Origin of the sequence: Pararhizobium sp. (genome assembly GCF_035497515.1) — a bacterium.
GTDB lineage: Bacteria > Pseudomonadota > Alphaproteobacteria > Rhizobiales > Rhizobiaceae > Pararhizobium.
This window is the reverse complement of the sequence record NZ_DATJDJ010000014.1, coordinates 1-16,459: the sequence shown is the minus strand read 5'-3', so window position 1 is coordinate 16,459 and position 16,459 is coordinate 1. Positions and strand designations below refer to the sequence as shown.

The window sequence follows — 16,459 nt, the reverse complement described above, 5'->3', positions numbered from 1 at the left end:
CGTAAAGCTCTCGGGCTCTGCGAACATTATTTTTTTGCCTCGTCGCATGACTTGTGAGGCATAACTCGAAACCGAAGGAACGGGATTAACGTGCAGGTACTAGTCCGCGACAACAATGTCGATCAGGCGCTTCGCGCACTCAAGAAGAAGATGCAGCGCGAAGGCATTTTCCGCGAAATGAAGATGCGCGAAGCCTACGAAAAGCCGTCCCAGAAGCGCGCCCGCGAAAAGGCCGAAGGCGTTCGCCGTATTCGCAAGCTGGCCCGCAAGCGCGCACAGCGCGAGAGCGGCATCATGCCTGCCGGTCGTCCGGCAGCGGTTGCAGCACGCTGATCCGCGCCTTCAGCGCATTAGACGCGTAATTCGGGCGGGGGCGACATGGTCGCCGCCGCTCTTTCTGTTTGAGGAGGATGACGGACATCCGATTCAAGCTTGATGCGGCCGGAGATGATGCCGGATGCATGCGAGAAGCACGCGATGCGTGCTACACTGTCTTCGGACATGGAGCCGGCACCCCGGATGGTGCACCTGATATGCTCCTCGACTTTGAAACTGTGCATGCTGGCCGATCTGCCGTTTCGCGGCACGGGGCATGCCGCGAGGCTTCGCTTAATTGAGGGATCAATCTTGACATCGACTGCCAGGACTGCGGATTTTTCCGACCATACCGGCACCAGCGCCGAGCGTTCCAATCGACGCGGCTTCGCCCTTGCCTCCCTGCTGGCGGTTGCCGCCTTGACGCTTTCGAGCTGCACGACGGGCGACAGTTCGACCGACACGCTGCGCGTCGAACGCGCACAGGGTTCGGAAGAAAACATTGCCTCGCTGTCCGGCGTGATCGCGGCCAATCCGAGCGATCCGGAAGGCTACAATGTCCGCGGCTCGGCCTATGGCCGCGCCGGCGAATTCCGCCGGGCGCTCGCCGACTTCAACAAGGCGATCGAGCTCAACCCGCGTTTCTACCAGGCCTATGCCAACCGGGGGCTGGTCGAGCGCAACATGGGTGACCAGGCCGCCGCGCAGGGCGATTACAACATGGCACTCCAGATCAACCCGCGCTACGACGTCGCTTTCATCGGTCGCGGCAATCTCTATCGCCAGGCCGGCCAGCTCGACCAGGCTTTCGCCGACTTCAACAAGGCGATCGAACTCGACACCACCGACCCGCGCGCCTATCACAATCGCGGCCTGATCTATCAGGCCCGCAAACAGCACGCGCAGGCGATCGAGGACTTCTCGACCGCCATCTCGCTGTCTCCGAGCTCGCCGGAACCCTATAACGGACGCGGCATTTCCTATGTCGCCCTCAACGACGACGACAATGCGTTTTCGGATTTCAACACGGCCATCACGCTAAACGGCAAGATCGCCGAATCCTGGGCCAACCAGGCTCTGGTTTACGAGCGCAAGGGCGAGAAGGCGAAAGCCGCAAAGTCTTATTCGCACGCCCTGTCGCTGGACACGAAGTATGAGCCTGCCCGCGCCGGTCTCGCTCGCGTAAAAGCTGGCGGCGCCTGAAAAGAGGCGACCTGCTCGAGAGGAACCGAACCCGCTGCCGGTCGCAGCGGGTTTTTTGTTGCCGTGAATTTGGCGGCGCAGCGGAACCATCCGGCAGACCGCCCGTTAGCGGCTTGTCATCAGCGTAGCGCCTCCAGAACCGCGCGTTGCGCCTACCAAGTGAACGATCCGCCCAGACATGGTCGAAAGGCCGGGTCGAACAGGAGTGAAAACAATGATGAAACGAACTCTCGTCGCCGCTGCCGTGCTCGCTGCCATCTGGACAGTTCCTGCGGACGCTGCCAGTTACGTCACCCTCGGCCGTCTGGTCTGCGCCTCGGACGGCGGCGTCGGCATGATCATCAGCTCGCAGAAAGCGCTGAAATGTACCTATACCCCGGCATCAGGCGGGCCGGCTGCGATCTATGACGGCAAGATCTCGAAAATCGGCATCGATGTCGGCCAGACCGGCAAGAGCGTGATGATGTGGAACGTGCTGGCCAAGACCGGCGCCAGCGACCTCAACTTCCCGCTGAGCGGCGACTATTACGGCCTCGGCGTCGATGCGAGCTTTGCCGCCGGTGCAGGCGCCAAGGTGCTCGGCGGCGGCCTCGACAAGGCCTTCATGCTGCAGCCGGTCAATGTGCAGGTGCAGGAAGGTCTGAATGTCGCCGTTGGCGTCGAGAAGATGACGCTGTCTCCCGCAGCGATCTGATACAGCATCTTCAAGTCACAAAAATGCCCGCCGGTGAGGCGGGCATTTTCTTTGGATCTTGCGCCACGCATGGACCATCCCGACATCGTTAGCCGGTCGATCATCACGGGGGCGAAAAGCCAGTCAGCGCAGAAGCACGAAGCCGGCGACGTTGAGGAGAATGAAAAGAACGAGCGCGGTGAAGAAGCCGGCGCTGGTGAAGAAACCGGCGGCCATGGCGACCAGGAGGGCGACGCAGAAGAGCGTGCCGTACTTCGTTGCACTGAGGAAGAAGGAATAGGTCTTTTCGTGCTCGGCGTAATCCATCGGCGCGCCAAGTTCGGCCGGTCCGGAATGATGTTCAGCCATCGTCATGTCTCCCAAAATGCCGCGGCACTGCGCTCAACCAATTGCGCGGCGAGCACCGCATCTCGTCTCAAATCCATCTTTCGCGGTTTCGCCTGCCGGACGGCCGCGGTCACACATAGGTGCCCTTACACAAAGCCGCGGTCAAGCGCAATGAAAACCCGAAGTGAAGACCTGCGGCATAAGCGTTGTCGGCATCCCTTACCGGGTGGATGCCGACTTCAGGGTTGTCCCCGGGACCTGCTCTGCGTCGTCAGCGCCAACCTCGCCGTCGGCAGTACCGTCAGCGGCGAGTGATAGGCCGACCCCGCCCCGCCGAACATCATCCGCCGTTCGAACGCCTCCGAATCGAAGAAGGGAAAACGCGTATAGAGCCACGGGCGGATTTCGCGGACACGGGCGGCGAGCAAGGTCAGATCGATCTTGTAGCTGCCGCAATTCTTCTGCGGAGCAACAATGGTTTCCGCATCGAAGACACGCTTGTAGAAGGCCGCATGCTGGGGCTTCACCAGGGACAGGCAGCGATCGACATCGAAATGTTCCGAGGCCATCGTCGCGACTCGCAGGGTAAGGTAGGGAATGGCCGGCATTTCCTTGAGGATTTCCGGATCGGCGGCCAACCGGACGGGATCGATCAGCGACATGCCGGCATCGAGAAGGCTTCCGATCTCGGCGCCGAAAACCGAGCCCGAGGAACTGACGCGATGCTCCGGCGTGACGTGATGCACCCGTACCGTACTGATCAGCCGCTCCTCGAAGTAGATCCCGAATACATAGGCGTGGCTGTCGAAATCGATGTCGTCGATCAGCATGTTGCCGGACAAAGGCAGGATATCGGCCATCTTGTAGGCCTTGAAGCGGACGCGCGCGACATCCTCCATGTCCTCGCCCGTTTCCACCCGCCGATATTCGACGTGATCCAAAAGCTCCAGCAATCTGTCCGCAAACTTGATCTGCGGCGCCGTACGCGCATCCATGAATGACTACCCCTGTGAACGGAGTATTCATCTAGGAGAGTGAGGATCCTCACAACATCTTAACGGAAACTTAACCAAAAAGGATTTGTTAACCTTAACAAATCGTTAACGCTAAAATAAACGAACGTTTGCCGCTTTGGCATGTGGGTGGAGCAAAAAGATCAGGCGATGCGGCGCCCGCGCCGCTTGGGCACGGATGTCTTCTTGGAGAGCGTATCCGACAGGCTGTCGATGGCCAGCGACGGCATGGGTGCCGCGAAGACATAACCCTGCACCAGATCGGCGCATTTGTACTCGTTGATAAGGGCAAGCTGGTCTTCGGTCTCGACGCCCTCGATGACGATCTTGAGACCGAGTTCGCGCGACAGGTTGACCGTGCCGCGCAGCAGCTTGAAGCGACGGGCATCCTCGCGAATGTTGCGGACGAAGGAACGGTCGATCTTGATGATATCGAGCGGCAGTGCGTCGAGATAGCTCAGGCTGGAATAGCCGGTACCGAAATCGTCGATGGCGATGGTGATGCCGCGGGCACGCAGTTCCTGCAGAATCGTCTGTACCTTGGCTGCCTCTTCCATCAGGCAGCTTTCCGTCACTTCCAGATGCAGGCGGGCGGGATCGAGCCCGGTCTCCGTCAGCGTATCCATGACGACGGCGACGATTTCGCTGTTGCGCAGGTCGAGAACAGAGAGATTGACGGAGACGGCGATATGCTGCGGCCAGGTCAGGCAATCGACGCAGGCCTGGCGTAGCATGAATCTGGTGATGTCCGTGACGACACCGATCTCTTCCGCCAGTTGGATGAAGACCATCGGCGATACCGGGCCACGCTCGGGATGCGTCCAGCGAGCCAACGCCTCGCAGCATTCGATGCGTGACCCGTCTGCCACGAACATCGGCTGGTAGGCGACGGCCAGGCCCCCTGTTTCCAGCGCCTCGCGCAAATCCGCCTTCAGCTTCTGCCGGTCGAGATAGTTCGCATCCATCTCCGCCTCGAAGGCGGTGCAGCTTCCCTTGTCGCGGCTCTTGCTTTCGAACAGCGCCAAATCCGCCTTGATCTGCATGTCCTCGAGGCGGAAATCCGAGCTGCCGGCAATGACGTAACCGGCGCTCATGGCAATGTTGAAGGTGAACCCGCTGGCTTGATAGGTTCCGCGCATCTGCGCATGCAGCGCACGCATGCGCTCTTCCAACTCCCGCCTGCTTGTTTCATCGACAAAAAGCAGGACGAATTCGTCGCCCATCAGGCGCGCGGCGATCGCCCGGTCGCCGACAATTTTCTTTAGCCGTTCGGCAATGGAGCAGAGCAGCTTGTCACCGACCACATGGCCTTTTGTATCGTTGACATGCTTGAATTCGGCGACATCGAGAACCATGAAGCCGACCTCGCCGTTCGGCTTGCGCTCGGCGAGCGCATTGCCGACGAGTTCGGCAAAATAATCGCGGTTGGGAAGGCCGGTCAGCGTATCGAACCGCACCATCTGGAGGATCTTCTTTTCCGCCCGCACGCGTGCGGTGACATCCTCGAAAATCAGGACGATGCCACCACTGGCGCGCCGGCTGGCCGTGAATTCCAGGAACAGGTCGTCGGAAAACGGAATGAGGGCTTGCGACTCGATGCCCCTCATCAACCGGTCAAGCTGTTTCAGTACCTGCTTGGCCTGATCCTGCTCCAGAAATGTGTGACGCACGCCATAGCGGAGCACGGCATCGAGATGGCAATCCTTCAGCCGCTCCTGGTCGCCGAGATTGAGCAGTTCGCAGGCGCGCCGGTTGGCAACGAGAATGCGGTTGTCGGCATCCAGCATGAACAGGCCATGCGGCATGTTATTGAGCGCCAGATCGAAGCGTCCGGCAATGGTCGAGATTTCGCGCGCGGCGAGCACATTCTTGTGCAGTGTCTCTCGCACGCCCTTTGCCATCGACCAGGTCGTCAGGATGAACGGCACCATCAGCACCGCCAGGATAGCCATGAAACCATCCATCAGCCCCAGCAGGCCAAGGATGATCGGGCCGCAGGCGGACAGCGACATGACGACGACGGCACGCGCCGAACCATAATTGCGACCAACGAGCGACACCATGGTGGCGAGAGTCACCGAGATGCAAGCGAACTCGGCAAACGGATCCCGGCTGACGAGAATGGAATATCCGCAGGCCGTTCCGAGCGTGATCGTCGCGCAGACAGCGCCAAAATTATAGCGACTTTCCCAGCGACGGATGCCCTCGACATCCAATGCCGCAAGATCGATGCGATCGAACTGACGCATGCCGATCAGGCGCACGAACCAGATCAGCGCGATCACGACGGTACAGACGAGATAGAAGAAATCACCGGTCTTCGCCAGGACGAGCAGAAACGTGACGGCATGCGACAACATGCCGATCAAAAGCGTCTGGCGATAATCATAGAGCGAGCTTACGAACGACAGGTAGACATCGATCGGAAGAGCGCCCTGTTCACGTGATTTCATGAACCCCCTGCTCCGGTTTGGAGAAGTGTTATTCCGCAGGGTTTAACGAAAGATTTCGCGCTGTGAGCGCAAAAACCTTCTCATATATTGAGTCAAGTGACCAACATCCCGCTTTACTGGAAGATTTCAACCCAATATTGCAGCACAAATGCAAGAGTATCCGGTTTTTTGCAACCATGCCTAGATTCAACCTCGGACTGGTTTTTCGTGTTACTCCGGCTGCAACATCTCCCAGGTACACGCGGACAATCTTTTTTGCGCGGATGGTTACTGCATTTTTAAGGTCCACAGACGATATTTCGCCGAGGCCTCGAAAACCGGGTGGAAAGCTGTTTCATTTCCGTCTTGGTTGACTTTACGGTAGGGCAAGGCGATGGCTTGAACCCGTCAAAACAGTGAAGACTCGTGCAGCAGATGGCGGCGATGCCGCCGGTGGAGACCAGCAATGCGCAAACCTGTGGTAGCGATACCAGCCGATTTCAGAGCACTCGACGGCAATGTCTGGCATGCAACCCCGCATCAATATGTCCGCGCCGCCGTGGAAGGCTCAGGGGTTATGACTTTCCTCGTCCCCGCCCTTGAAACCGGCAATGACGCCGATGCGATCCTCGACCGCGTCGATGGCGTTCTCGTCAGCGGATCGCGCACCAATGTCCACCCGACGCTCTACGGAAAAGAGGCAACGGAAGCCGAGGGGCCGTTTGATCCGGGCCGCGACGCGACGAGCCTGCCGCTGATCCGCCGGGCGCTGGAGCGCGGCATTCCGTTGCTGGCCATCTGCCGCGGCATCCAGGAACTGAACGTCGCGCTCGGCGGTACGCTCGCCAATGAAATCCAGGACGTGCCCGGCATGTGGGATCACCGCAAGCCGGACGTGCCGGAGCTTGATGTCGCCTATGGCATCCGCCAGAACATCACGGTCAAGGAAGGCACCTGCCTCGCCTCCGTGCTTGGCGCGGGCGAAATCCAGGTGAATTCGCTGCACCGGCAGGCGATCTCAAAAGCTGCACCACGCCTCGCCGTGGAGGCCGTGGCCGAGGACGGCACGATCGAGGCCGTGTCGGTGATCGACGCCAAGGCCTTTGCCGTCGGCGTGCAGTGGCACCCGGAATACTGGGTCGGCAAGGACGGTCCGTCATCCAGCCTGTTCCAGGCCTTCGGCGATGCGGTGCGCGCCTACGCCGCCGCAAAGGCGAAAGCCTGATCCGCAAACCCGCGAACTGACGTCGTCAGACGCTCTTCCGCTTGAAGGGCGTCTCTTCCACCGGCGTCAGCGCTTCGCCGGTGTCGAACCAGGCGACGAGATTGTCGACGACCAGATCGGCCATTTCATTGCGCGTCGCCTGCGAGGCGGACCCGACATGCGGCAGCAGCGAGACATTCGGCAGCGCCAGCAGGGCTTCAGGCACGTATGGTTCACTTTCGAAGACATCAAGACCGGCTGCGGCAATCACGCCGCGCGAAAGCGCGTCGGCCAAGGCCGCCTCGTCCACCGTCGTGCCGCGCCCGACATTGATCAGGACACCCTGCGGTCCCAGCGCCTGCAGCACTTCGGCATTGATCGTCCGACGGGTCGCCTCCGTGCCGGGCACGATGACGATGATCGTATCGACCGCCTCGGCCATGTCCTTCAGGGTCGGATAGTGGGTATAGGCAAGTCCCTCGCGCGCTGTACGGGTATGATAGGCGATCGATACGCCGAAAGCTTCGAGCCGCCGGGCAATGGCAAGGCCGATGCGACCGAGACCATAGAGCCCGACGGTGCGTCCGCGCAGGGTCAGCGGCGACAGGGCAAAGGCACCGTCCCTCGCCCAGCGCCCCTGGCGCAGCCATTGCTCGGCGGCGGGAAGCTGGCGCACCGTGTTGAGGAGCAAACCGATCGCGGTATCGGCGACTTCCTCCGTGAGCACATCCGGCGTGTTGGTGACGACGACACCGCGCTTTGCCGCATGTGCCGCATCGATCCCGTCATAGCCGACACCGAAATTGGCGATGATTTCGAGATTGCTGAACGCATCCATGAAGCCGGCCGGAAGCTTGCCCGAAACGGCGATGCCCTGAACATCCGACACCATTTCCGGCGTCACCAGCGAAGGATCGGCCGCCTCGACAAAAACGAGGTCGAAAGTCTCCGGCAGACGGTCGAGCACGCGCTTGCTCATCTTTCCGGGCACGAGAATACGGGGGCGGCCGTGCGACATGGTTCGCTCCTTTCCGGGATCGGACCCGGTTATTCGGATGTATGGGATCGAAGCGGACCGGTCGACTGACGGATCCGCATTTCGGGTTTGATGAGATGGATGCCGTCGGGCTCGTGGCTGCCGTTGAGCTTGTCGAGCAGGGCCCGCGCAGCGCTGCGGCCGACATCCGACTGGCCGTTCCAGACGGTGGTGAGGGCCGGCGTCGCGATCGACGCCTCCTCGAGATCGTCGTAACCAGTCACAGAAACGTCGCGGCCGGGCACGAGGCCGGCGCGGGCGATGCCGTTCATCATACCGATGGCGACGAGATCGTTCCAGCAGACGACTGCCGTGGGCTTCTGCGGCAGGGACAAGAGATGCACTGCCGCCTCGAAGCCGCCCTGCATGGAGCGCGGGCCGGGAATACGCAGGTCCGGGTCGACCTCGATATTCGCCTTGCGCAAGGCGGTGACGTAGCCCTGGTAACGATCACGGCCGGTGGAGGTCTGATCCGTGCCGCCAACCATGGCGATAACGCGGTGACCAAGGCTGATCAGATGATTGGTGGCAAGCGAAATGCCATAGGCATCGTCGCCGCGGAAGATCGGCACGTCGAGCCCTTCGATCGAACGGGCAATCAGGATGGCCGGCATGCCGTTGTCTTCCGCCAGTTGGATATCTTCCGGAGGCGTACCGATCGCCGGCGACATGATGACGCCATCGCCGCCCAGTTGCAGCAGGGTCTCGATGAAGGCGCGCTGCTTCTCGACGGAATCATAATGATTGGACAGGATGAAGGTCTGCCGGTCGCGATCGAGTTCCGCCTCGATCGCCTTCAGGATTTCACCGTAGAAGGGGTTCATGATGTCGTGCACGACGACGCCGATAATGCCGGACCTCGAGGTGCGCAGGCTGGCGGCACGCCGGTTGTAGATGTAGCCGAGCGCGCGGGCCTGATCCTTGATCTTGTCGCGCGTCATGGCGGCGACGAGAGGACTGTCACGCAGGGCCAGGGATACGGTTGCCGTGGACACACCAAGCGTTTCCGCAATGGTGGAGAGCTTGATCTTCTGCGCCACGTTTCCCCCTGGGCTTATCGGCTGCGCACCGTTATTTTTAAATCTTCTTTAAACTGTTTAAATAGGAGCTGCAATCGGCAAATCGTAAGCCGGCTTTGCGCTTCTATTCAGTGACAGCGGTGTTCTGCAAATTGCCGTCGACGGCGCGCAGCAGTTTCATCAGGGTCTTGATCTGCTTGTCCGTCAGCCCCTTGGTCGCCATCTCCTCGGAAGTCTTGCCGGCGTCGGAGATGATCTGCAACCTGTCACGGCCAACGGTGGTCAGATAGACCTTGGTGAGACGAGCATCTTCCTCATCCGCCCGGCGTTCCAGAAAACCCTGCGCTTCCATGCGGCCGATGGTGCGGGTCATGGTCGGCGCCTTGACGCCAAGCTTCATCGCCAGCACCCCGGCGGTGAGCCCATCGGTTTCGGCAAGCGCCAGCATCACGCCATCCTGGCCGGCATAAAGACCGCTCTCCAGAAGATTGCGCGACAGCACGGTGCGCATTGAACGCGCTGCCTGTACGAGAACCGACGCGAGGTCCTGGGCATGCACGTCGATGTCATGCTTCTTCTTGCCCTTGTTTTTCTTCTCGGCCTTGCTCTTCTTTCCCATCGGTCCTCCCCCAAAGTTCTTGCGCGGCCTTCCGACCCCTGTATGACTCGAATGACAGTCCGTCCGCAAGTACAACCGAAAGGCTGACAAGAGCATGACATTCCCCGCAGCCCGTTGGAAAGACAATGATTCCGATCTTCCGGCTTCGGCGCGGAAAGAGTGGATCGCCGTCCTTCCGCTCGGGGCGCATGAACAGCACGGGCCACACCTGCCTTTCGACACGGACACGCTGATCGCCGAGGGGCTGGTGACCCGGCTGATCGGCTGCTTGCCTTCCACCCTGCCCGTGACGTTTCTGCCAACCGAGCCGATCGGTTACTCGATCGAACATATGGACGTCGTGGGCACCCGCTCACTAGGTTTCGACGAAGCCGTCAGTCGTTGGCTTGATATCGCCGAGAATTTGAACAGCGAAGGCATCCGCAAGCTGGTGATGCTGAACGCGCATGGCGGCAACTCACCGCTCCTGACAATCGTCGCCACCGAGGCACGCGTGCGATTCAACATGCTGGCGGTCGCGACGAGTTGGACGCGCTTCGGGCAGCCTGAAGGCTGGATCGACCCGGGCGCCAAGGCGATCGACATTCACGGCGGTGACATCGAGACATCGGTGATGCTGGCGCTTGATCCCACGAAGGTCGACATGGCGAAGGCAGCACGCTTCGGATCGAAGCAGGCGGATTTTGCCAAAAGCTACAAGCATCTGCGCGCCTACGGCCCGCACGCCTTCGGCTGGAAGATGAGCGATCTGAACAGCGAAGGCGTTGCCGGGGATGCGTCCGCGGCAACGGCCGAGCGGGGCGAAATCCTAATCGCCCATGCCGTGACAGGAATTATCGAATTGTTCGAGGACGTCGCCGCCTTCGACGTTTCCGTCCTTCGCTAGGGAAAAAGCAAACGGGTGATTTTATTCGTCGGGGCCGTGGCCAGGATTTGCGCTGGCGCGTTGCATCTCCTATATCAGCATCATCCATGCCGGAAGGCGCCCAAATCTCCGAGGTTCCCATGACCGATGCATCCGCCATCAAGCCTATTCCCGTCACCGTGCTCACCGGCTATCTCGGCGCCGGCAAGACGACGCTGCTTAACCGCATCCTCTCGGACAACCACGGCAAGAAATACGCCGTCATCGTCAACGAGTTCGGCGAGATCGGCATCGACAACGATCTCATCGTCGAATCCGACGAGGAAATCTACGAAATGAACAATGGCTGCGTCTGCTGCACGGTGCGCGGTGACCTCATTCGCGTCGTGGAAGGCCTGATGCGCCGCCCCGGCCGTTTCGACGCCATCATCGTCGAGACCACCGGCCTTGCGGATCCAGTGCCGGTCGCCCAGACCTTCTTCATGGACGACGACGTGCGCGCCAAGACCGAACTCGACGCCGTCGTGGCGCTGGTCGACGCCAAGCACCTGCCGCTGCGCCTGAAGGACAGCCGCGAAGCCGAAGACCAGATCGCCTTTGCCGATGTCGTTCTGCTCAACAAGACCGACCTCGTGACACCGGAAGAACTGGCCAAGATCGAAGCGACCGTGCGCGCTATCAACCCGTCGGCCCGCATCCATCGCACCGAGCGCTCCAACATCGACCTGACCAAGGTTCTCGACCAGGGTGCTTTCAACCTCGAGCGCGCGCTGGAAAACGATCCGCATTTCCTCGATCACGACGATCATCACGACCATGACCACGTCCACGGCCCCGATTGCGGCCATGATCATCACGACCATCATCACCACGATCATGACCATCATGGACACGATCACCACCATCACGACCATGCACCGTCGCCGATCCATGACGTCACCGTTCAGTCCGTTTCCCTGCGCGGCGGCGAGATGAACCCCGACCGCTTCTTCCCCTGGATCCAGAAGATCACCCAGACGGAAGGCCCGAATATCCTGCGACTCAAGGGCATCATCGCCTTCAAGGGCGACGCGGAACGTTATGTCGTCCAGGGCGTGCATATGATCATCGAGGGCGATCACCAGCGCGCCTGGAAGGACGGCGAAAAGCGCGAAAGCCGCCTCGTCTTCATCGGCCGCGAACTGGACCGCGAGAAGCTGGAGCGCACCTTCAACGCCTGCGCTGCCACCCCTGTTGAGGCCGCAGCGCACTAATGCCCACAGTTGCTCCTCTTGATCTCGAAGGCCATGTCGCCGGCGTGGCCTTTCTCGGCGACGTGCCGTTCTTTGCCGAATCCTCCGGCCTGATCCACCGCCTGGACCACGGCCACAAGACCGTGGAAGCGCATGAAGGCCTGCTCTCCTGCATTCGGGATGATGCTAGCGACACGCTGCTGACCGGCGGTGAGGACGGCAAGGTGCTGCGCATCCGAGGAGATGGCACGGTCGAGGAAATCGCCAACGTTCCGCGCAAGTGGATCTCCCAGGTCGCAGCCGGACCTCAAGGGGCAGTCGCCTACGCCTATGGCAAGACGGCGCATGTGAGGCTTGCCGACGGCAGCGTCAAGGATTTCACCGAGGAGCGCACCGTCGAGGGCATCGCCTTTGCACCCAAGGGCCTGCGCATCGCGCTGGCGCGCTACAACGGCGTTTCGCTGCATTGGGTGGCGATGGCCGGGCAACCCGTCGATCTCGAATGGAAGGGCGCCCATACCGGCGTCACCTTCTCGCCCGACGGCCGCTTCTGTGTGACGACGATGCAGGAAAATGCCCTGCATGGCTGGAAACTCGATACCAAGCCCGGCGCCGAGACCCGGCATATGCGGATGACCGGCTATCCGGCCAAGATCAAATCCATTTCCTGGTCGTCCAAGGGCAAGTGGCTCGCCTCCTCCGGCGCACCCGCCGCCATCGTCTGGCCGTTCCAGGCCAAGGACGGCCCGATGGGCAAGGCGCCGCTCGAACTCGGAACCCGCGCCAACATCATGGTGACGCAGGTCTGCTGCCATCCAGCAGAGGAAATCGTCGCGATCGGCTATGCCGATGGCATGATCATGGTGGTGCGCTTCGCCGACAGCAAGGAAGTGCTGCTTCGCCGCCCCGGCAAGGGCGCGATCACGGCCATGGCCTGGAACCGGAGCGGCCGCCAACTGGCCTTCGGTTCGGAAGCCGGCGATTGCGGCGTGGTCGATATCGCCGGATGATTTTGACGATGCGACGCGGGTCAGCGCGCTGCATCCTTCCTCTTTGACATCACCACATCAACTCCACCTGCGGCCGGCCGTTCGACGTCTTCTCGACTGTCCGGCCGGTTTCGTCGATCGTGCAGTGAACGCGCTTGCGGAAGGCCGAGAAGCTTTCGAACGTGACGACATCGACCGCCTCGTCGAAATCCAGCACCAGCCGATAGCGGCCGGGCTGGGTGGTGAGCGCCTGCACGCCGAGGATACTCGCTTCAAACGGCTGGCCGAGATAATGGCCCTTCACACGCGATCCGAGCATCCACGGATTGAGCGGCGGCCGGTTTCCGACCGTGGCATGCAGAGTGTTCCAGTCGCGAAAACCATATTGCGCGGCCAGAAGCTCCAGCGATTTCGAGTGGGTAATGTCCTGGCCATCGACGGCCAAGCCAGCGCGCAGCCGTCTGGCCTGATCTTTCAGGGCATCGAGGGATGGAAGCGGGACTGGTCCACGCATCTTCAAGTCTCCAACATGGAGCGTGCAGTCTATCGGAGGGAGCCCGCATTGCCACCATTCGCACGCCACAATCAGGGACGACCGAAGAGATACGAGAGACTTCACCTAAAGCATAAGCTCGCGGACGGCCGGGGCTCTCACCCGTCGCCATCCAGATACGGGATCAGCCGGAAGATGTCAAACAGTCCAGGCAAGCAGAACGCGGGCAGCAATCCCTCTATGACTTGGCCCCGCAAATGCTAGCATCCCGCCACAGGCACGGGGGTGCCTGATTCTTTGGGAGGGACACATGAAAAAACTGGACGATGCTTATCTGTTCTGCGGCCTGCTCTGGGTAACCTTCGGCATGGCATTCGGTATCTGGATGGGGATTACCGAACAGCTGAATTTTGCCAATTCACATGCGCATGCCAATCTCGTCGGCTTCGTGGTCTCGATGCTGTTTGGCCTTCTGCACCGGGCCTATCCTGCCCTGCGCGCGTCACGGCTCGCCGTGCCGCAATTCCTTGTCTACGAGATCGGCGCCGTCCTTCTCGTCGCCGGCAAGATTGTCGTCGACCAGGCGGGCGACCCGACGCTGGTGAAGATCGGATCGATGGTCGTTCTCATCGGCACCATTGGCATGCTCTGTCTGTTCGCGCTGCGGCGCAACGCCTGAGCGAGCGCACCAAAAAAGATCGGCCGGACGCCAAGAGCGTTCGGCCGATCACGGAGCATGAGACGTTCCGTTCAGGCGACCCGGCGGAACGAGGCCTGCGACAGTTTGCGGCCGCTGGCAACAAGCAGGCCGGCGGCGCCATCCAGCCAGCCGTCCTTCAGTTCCAGCGCCAGGAAGCGGTGGCGCTCGAACGGGCCGGGCATGACCAGGTGGCGGGCCTTTTCGGCAAAGAAGCCGAAACGCTCGTAATAGGGCGCATCGCCCACCAGCAGGATCGCACCGTGGCCACGGGTCTTGGCTTCGCCAATCGCCGCACGCATCAGCGCCGCGCCGATGCCCTTGCCTTCATGGCCGCCATCGACCGCAAGCGGTCCGAGCAGCAGGGCATCGATGGCCAAGCCATCGCGGGCAACGCCCGCTTCGACGTTCCACAGGCGCACGGTGCCGATGACATGACCATCAGCATCGCGGGCAACCAGTGCCAGCCCTTCGGCCGGCACACGGCCACGGCGCAGCGCCTCCGACGACTTGCGGCGACGGTTCGGACCCATCGAGCGATCAAGCAGGTTTTCGCGCGCGACGACGTCGCCGGCATTTTCCATGTCAATGGTGAAGGCATTCTGCGCGAAGAATGCGCGGACAGAATCAAGAACAGCGGCCATCGTGGCCTCCCGTACCCAATACCGTGATAAGCGGCGGTTATGACAAATTGTGAATTTGCTGCTCCGGCGTTTAACCGGAGCAGGCTGATCAGATGACGTAGGCCTTCAGCGGGTCGAAGCCGTTGAAAGCGACCGCCGAATAGGTCGTCGTGTAGGCGCCGGTGCCTTCGATCAGAACCTCGTCGCCGATGGTGAGCGAGACCGGCAGCGGATACATGTTCTTCTCGTACATCACGTCGGCCGAATCGCAGGTCGGGCCGGCCAGTACGCAGGGCTCCATCTCGTCGGCGTCATGGATGGTGCGGATCGGGTAACGGATCGCTTCGTCCATGGTTTCGGCGAGACCGCCGAACTTGCCGATGTCAAGGAACACCCAGCGGTGGTTGTCATTGTCCGACTTCTTCGAGATCAGGACGACTTCCGCCTTGATCACGCCGGCATTGCCAACCATGCCACGGCCCGGCTCGATGATGGTTTCGGGGATGTTGTTGCCGAAGTGCTTGCGCAGCGAACCGAAGATCGCCTGGCCATAGGCTTCAGCCGACGGCACGTCGCGCAGGTACTTGGTCGGGAAACCGCCACCCATGTTGACCATCTTCAGCTCGATGCCCTGCTTGGCCAGTTGCACGAAGACGCGCTTGGCATCCGCGAGCGCCGAATCCCAGGCATCGACCTTGGTCATCTGCGAACCGACATGGAACGAGACGCCGTGCGACACGAGACCGAGCTGATGCGCGTAGACGAGAACGTCGACGGCCATCTGCGGAACGCAGCCGAACTTGCGCGACAGCGGCCATTCGGCACCTTCGCCATCCGTCAGGACACGGCAGAACACGCGAGCGCCGGGAGCGGCACGGGAAATCTTCTCGACTTCCTCGTGGCTGTCGACGGCGTACAGCGAAACGCCGAGCGCATGCGCCTTGGCGATGTCGCGTTCCTTCTTGATCGTGTTGCCGAAGGAGATGCGCGACGCGGTCGCACCGGCATCGAGCGCCATTTCGATTTCAGCAACGGACGCGCAATCGAAATTGGAACCCATGCTTGCGAGCAGGCGCAGGATTTCCGGCGACGGGTTGGCCTTGACGGCGTAGTAGATCGCGCTGTCCGGCAGGGCATGACGGAAAGCCTTGAAATTGTCGCTGATGACGTCGAGGTCAACCACGAGGCAGGGACCTTCGGGACGTCGGGTGTTCAGGAAGTCGATGATGCGTGCAGTGGCCATGCTATTCCCCAATCTGTTAGGCTCCGGAAAACCGGAGGACAAAGGGCATACGCGATCACGCCCTGGAACCAGCCGGTGGAGACCCCGGATCCAGACGTGCGCATAATGCGCGAATGATGGACCAACGCCCTGCCAGGAGCTTTGATCCGCTTTGTCTGCCATTGATTGGAAGGAGAACCCTACCGCACTTCCGGCAATGAAGGTGTGCCTCTTAGTAATCCCGGCTGATGGAAAGCCGGAAGAGAACAAAAAGGCCCGCACCGTCGTTGCTTCAGATGTCCTCGCATTTCCGGTTGGCCGGGATAGCGACTGGAGGGGTTAGTTCCAGGTACCTTACCGATGACCTCACCTTAGGGATATTTCCCAGTTCGAGGGTCGGCGGACACCCATGGGCACGTGCGACTTTGGGCTGAATGGGAGATAAGAAAAAACCTTGTCGTAATCAAGACTTTTTT

Annotated in this window: 17 protein-coding genes; 8 read left to right on the top strand and 9 right to left on the bottom strand. The window is 60.9% G+C overall.

All coding sequences use genetic code 11. The features are described 5' to 3' along the window. Window positions 1–90 precede the first annotated feature (90 nt). The 3 genes from rpsU (at window position 91) to VL202_RS01450 (ending at window position 2,212) form a co-directional block, all read left to right on the top strand. Window positions 91–333 carry a 30S ribosomal protein S21 gene (gene rpsU, locus VL202_RS01460; protein ID WP_414692787.1) on the top strand — a complete coding sequence of 81 codons (243 nt, stop codon included), beginning with the start codon at window positions 91–93 and terminating at the stop codon, window positions 331–333. Between the two features lie 294 nt (window positions 334–627). Beyond that, a complete protein-coding gene (locus VL202_RS01455; RefSeq protein ID WP_414692786.1) occupies window positions 628–1,518 on the top strand; it encodes a tetratricopeptide repeat protein in 891 nt (296 codons plus the stop codon). 214 nt (window positions 1,519–1,732) lie between these two features. Beyond that, window positions 1,733–2,212 carry a DUF992 domain-containing protein gene (locus VL202_RS01450; protein WP_325462415.1) on the top strand — a complete coding sequence of 160 codons (480 nt, stop codon included), beginning with the start codon at window positions 1,733–1,735 and terminating at the stop codon, window positions 2,210–2,212. A gap of 123 nt (window positions 2,213–2,335) precedes the next feature. Here VL202_RS01450 and VL202_RS01445 read toward each other — a convergent pair whose 3' ends face one another. From VL202_RS01445 to VL202_RS01435, 3 genes are all read right to left on the bottom strand, one after another. Further along, entirely contained in the window at window positions 2,336–2,560 is a 225-nt protein-coding gene (locus VL202_RS01445) for an aa3-type cytochrome c oxidase subunit IV (protein ID WP_325462414.1), read from the bottom strand. A 218-nt stretch (window positions 2,561–2,778) separates the two neighbouring features. Continuing rightward, window positions 2,779–3,534, bottom strand: a complete 756-nt coding sequence (locus tag VL202_RS01440) for an N-acyl amino acid synthase FeeM domain-containing protein (RefSeq protein ID WP_325462413.1) — start codon at window positions 3,532–3,534, stop codon at window positions 2,779–2,781. A 161-nt stretch (window positions 3,535–3,695) separates the two neighbouring features. Beyond that, on the bottom strand, window positions 3,696–6,005 hold the full coding sequence (locus VL202_RS01435; protein ID WP_325462412.1) for a putative bifunctional diguanylate cyclase/phosphodiesterase: 2,310 nt from the start codon (window positions 6,003–6,005) through the stop codon (window positions 3,696–3,698). A 445-nt stretch (window positions 6,006–6,450) separates the two neighbouring features. On the opposite strand from VL202_RS01435, the gene VL202_RS01430 reads away from it, so the two are divergent. Beyond that, on the top strand, window positions 6,451–7,209 hold the full coding sequence (locus VL202_RS01430; protein ID WP_325462411.1) for a gamma-glutamyl-gamma-aminobutyrate hydrolase family protein: 759 nt from the start codon (window positions 6,451–6,453) through the stop codon (window positions 7,207–7,209). A gap of 25 nt (window positions 7,210–7,234) precedes the next feature. Here VL202_RS01430 and VL202_RS01425 read toward each other — a convergent pair whose 3' ends face one another. The 3 genes from VL202_RS01425 to VL202_RS01415 form a co-directional block, all read right to left on the bottom strand. Further along, window positions 7,235–8,206, bottom strand: coding sequence for a 2-hydroxyacid dehydrogenase (locus VL202_RS01425; RefSeq protein ID WP_325462410.1), 972 nt, complete (start codon window positions 8,204–8,206; stop codon window positions 7,235–7,237). Window positions 8,207–8,235: 29 nt separating this feature from the next. Further along, a complete protein-coding gene (locus VL202_RS01420) occupies window positions 8,236–9,264 on the bottom strand; it encodes a LacI family DNA-binding transcriptional regulator (RefSeq protein WP_325462409.1) in 1,029 nt (342 codons plus the stop codon). A 103-nt stretch (window positions 9,265–9,367) separates the two neighbouring features. Further along, window positions 9,368–9,862 (bottom strand): MarR family winged helix-turn-helix transcriptional regulator, encoded by a 495-nt coding sequence (locus tag VL202_RS01415; protein ID WP_325462408.1) that lies wholly within the window; start codon window positions 9,860–9,862, stop codon window positions 9,368–9,370. 94 nt (window positions 9,863–9,956) lie between these two features. Here VL202_RS01415 and VL202_RS01410 point away from each other — a divergent pair, with 94 nt between their 5' ends. The 3 genes from VL202_RS01410 to VL202_RS01400 all read left to right on the top strand — a co-directional run bounded on the left by VL202_RS01410 (window position 9,957) and on the right by VL202_RS01400 (window position 12,969). Continuing rightward, on the top strand, window positions 9,957–10,748 hold the full coding sequence (locus tag VL202_RS01410; RefSeq protein ID WP_325462407.1) for a creatininase family protein: 792 nt from the start codon (window positions 9,957–9,959) through the stop codon (window positions 10,746–10,748). Between the two features lie 119 nt (window positions 10,749–10,867). Continuing rightward, window positions 10,868–11,980 (top strand): GTP-binding protein, encoded by a 1,113-nt coding sequence (locus tag VL202_RS01405; RefSeq protein ID WP_325462406.1) that lies wholly within the window; start codon window positions 10,868–10,870, stop codon window positions 11,978–11,980. Next, window positions 11,980–12,969, top strand: a complete 990-nt coding sequence (locus tag VL202_RS01400) for a WD40 repeat domain-containing protein (RefSeq protein ID WP_325462405.1) — start codon at window positions 11,980–11,982, stop codon at window positions 12,967–12,969. Before VL202_RS01405 ends, VL202_RS01400 begins: the two co-directional genes overlap by 1 nt. Before the next feature lie 49 nt (window positions 12,970–13,018). On the opposite strand, the gene VL202_RS01395 is transcribed toward VL202_RS01400, so the two are convergent. Further along, complete coding sequence (locus VL202_RS01395) at window positions 13,019–13,462, bottom strand: glyoxalase superfamily protein (RefSeq protein WP_325462404.1); 444 nt, start codon at window positions 13,460–13,462, stop codon at window positions 13,019–13,021. Between the two features lie 289 nt (window positions 13,463–13,751). Between VL202_RS01395 and VL202_RS01390 the strand changes: the two genes are divergently transcribed. Further along, window positions 13,752–14,120, top strand: a complete 369-nt coding sequence (locus VL202_RS01390) for a hypothetical protein (protein ID WP_325462403.1) — start codon at window positions 13,752–13,754, stop codon at window positions 14,118–14,120. A 71-nt stretch (window positions 14,121–14,191) separates the two neighbouring features. Here the strand turns inward: VL202_RS01390 and VL202_RS01385 are convergent, their stop codons facing one another. Beyond that, window positions 14,192–14,782, bottom strand: coding sequence for an N-acetyltransferase (locus tag VL202_RS01385; protein WP_325462402.1), 591 nt, complete (start codon window positions 14,780–14,782; stop codon window positions 14,192–14,194). Window positions 14,783–14,870: 88 nt separating this feature from the next. Continuing rightward, window positions 14,871–16,004 carry an ornithine/lysine decarboxylase gene (gene odc2 / locus VL202_RS01380; RefSeq protein ID WP_325462401.1) on the bottom strand — a complete coding sequence of 378 codons (1,134 nt, stop codon included), beginning with the start codon at window positions 16,002–16,004 and terminating at the stop codon, window positions 14,871–14,873. Between the last annotated feature and the right edge of the window lie 455 nt (window positions 16,005–16,459).

Excerpts from the sequence above, each read along its gene's own strand:
- VL202_RS01450 (WP_325462415.1), top strand. The coding sequence starts at position 1,733 with ATGATGAAACGAACTCTCGTCGCCGCTGCCGTGCTCGCTGCCATCTGG.
- VL202_RS01445 (WP_325462414.1), bottom strand. The coding sequence starts at position 2,560 with ATGGCTGAACATCATTCCGGACCGGCCGAACTTGGCGCGCCGATGGAT.
- VL202_RS01440 (WP_325462413.1), bottom strand. The coding sequence starts at position 3,534 with ATGGATGCGCGTACGGCGCCGCAGATCAAGTTTGCGGACAGATTGCTG.
- VL202_RS01435 (WP_325462412.1), bottom strand. The coding sequence starts at position 6,005 with ATGAAATCACGTGAACAGGGCGCTCTTCCGATCGATGTCTACCTGTCG.
- VL202_RS01430 (WP_325462411.1), top strand. The coding sequence starts at position 6,451 with ATGCGCAAACCTGTGGTAGCGATACCAGCCGATTTCAGAGCACTCGAC.
- VL202_RS01425 (WP_325462410.1), bottom strand. The coding sequence starts at position 8,206 with ATGTCGCACGGCCGCCCCCGTATTCTCGTGCCCGGAAAGATGAGCAAG.
- VL202_RS01415 (WP_325462408.1), bottom strand. The coding sequence starts at position 9,862 with ATGGGAAAGAAGAGCAAGGCCGAGAAGAAAAACAAGGGCAAGAAGAAG.
- VL202_RS01410 (WP_325462407.1), top strand. The coding sequence starts at position 9,957 with ATGACATTCCCCGCAGCCCGTTGGAAAGACAATGATTCCGATCTTCCG.
- VL202_RS01405 (WP_325462406.1), top strand. The coding sequence starts at position 10,868 with ATGACCGATGCATCCGCCATCAAGCCTATTCCCGTCACCGTGCTCACC.
- VL202_RS01400 (WP_325462405.1), top strand. The coding sequence starts at position 11,980 with ATGCCCACAGTTGCTCCTCTTGATCTCGAAGGCCATGTCGCCGGCGTG.
- VL202_RS01395 (WP_325462404.1), bottom strand. The coding sequence starts at position 13,462 with ATGCGTGGACCAGTCCCGCTTCCATCCCTCGATGCCCTGAAAGATCAG.
- VL202_RS01390 (WP_325462403.1), top strand. The coding sequence starts at position 13,752 with ATGAAAAAACTGGACGATGCTTATCTGTTCTGCGGCCTGCTCTGGGTA.
- VL202_RS01385 (WP_325462402.1), bottom strand. The coding sequence starts at position 14,782 with ATGGCCGCTGTTCTTGATTCTGTCCGCGCATTCTTCGCGCAGAATGCC.
- odc2 (WP_325462401.1), bottom strand. The coding sequence starts at position 16,004 with ATGGCCACTGCACGCATCATCGACTTCCTGAACACCCGACGTCCCGAA.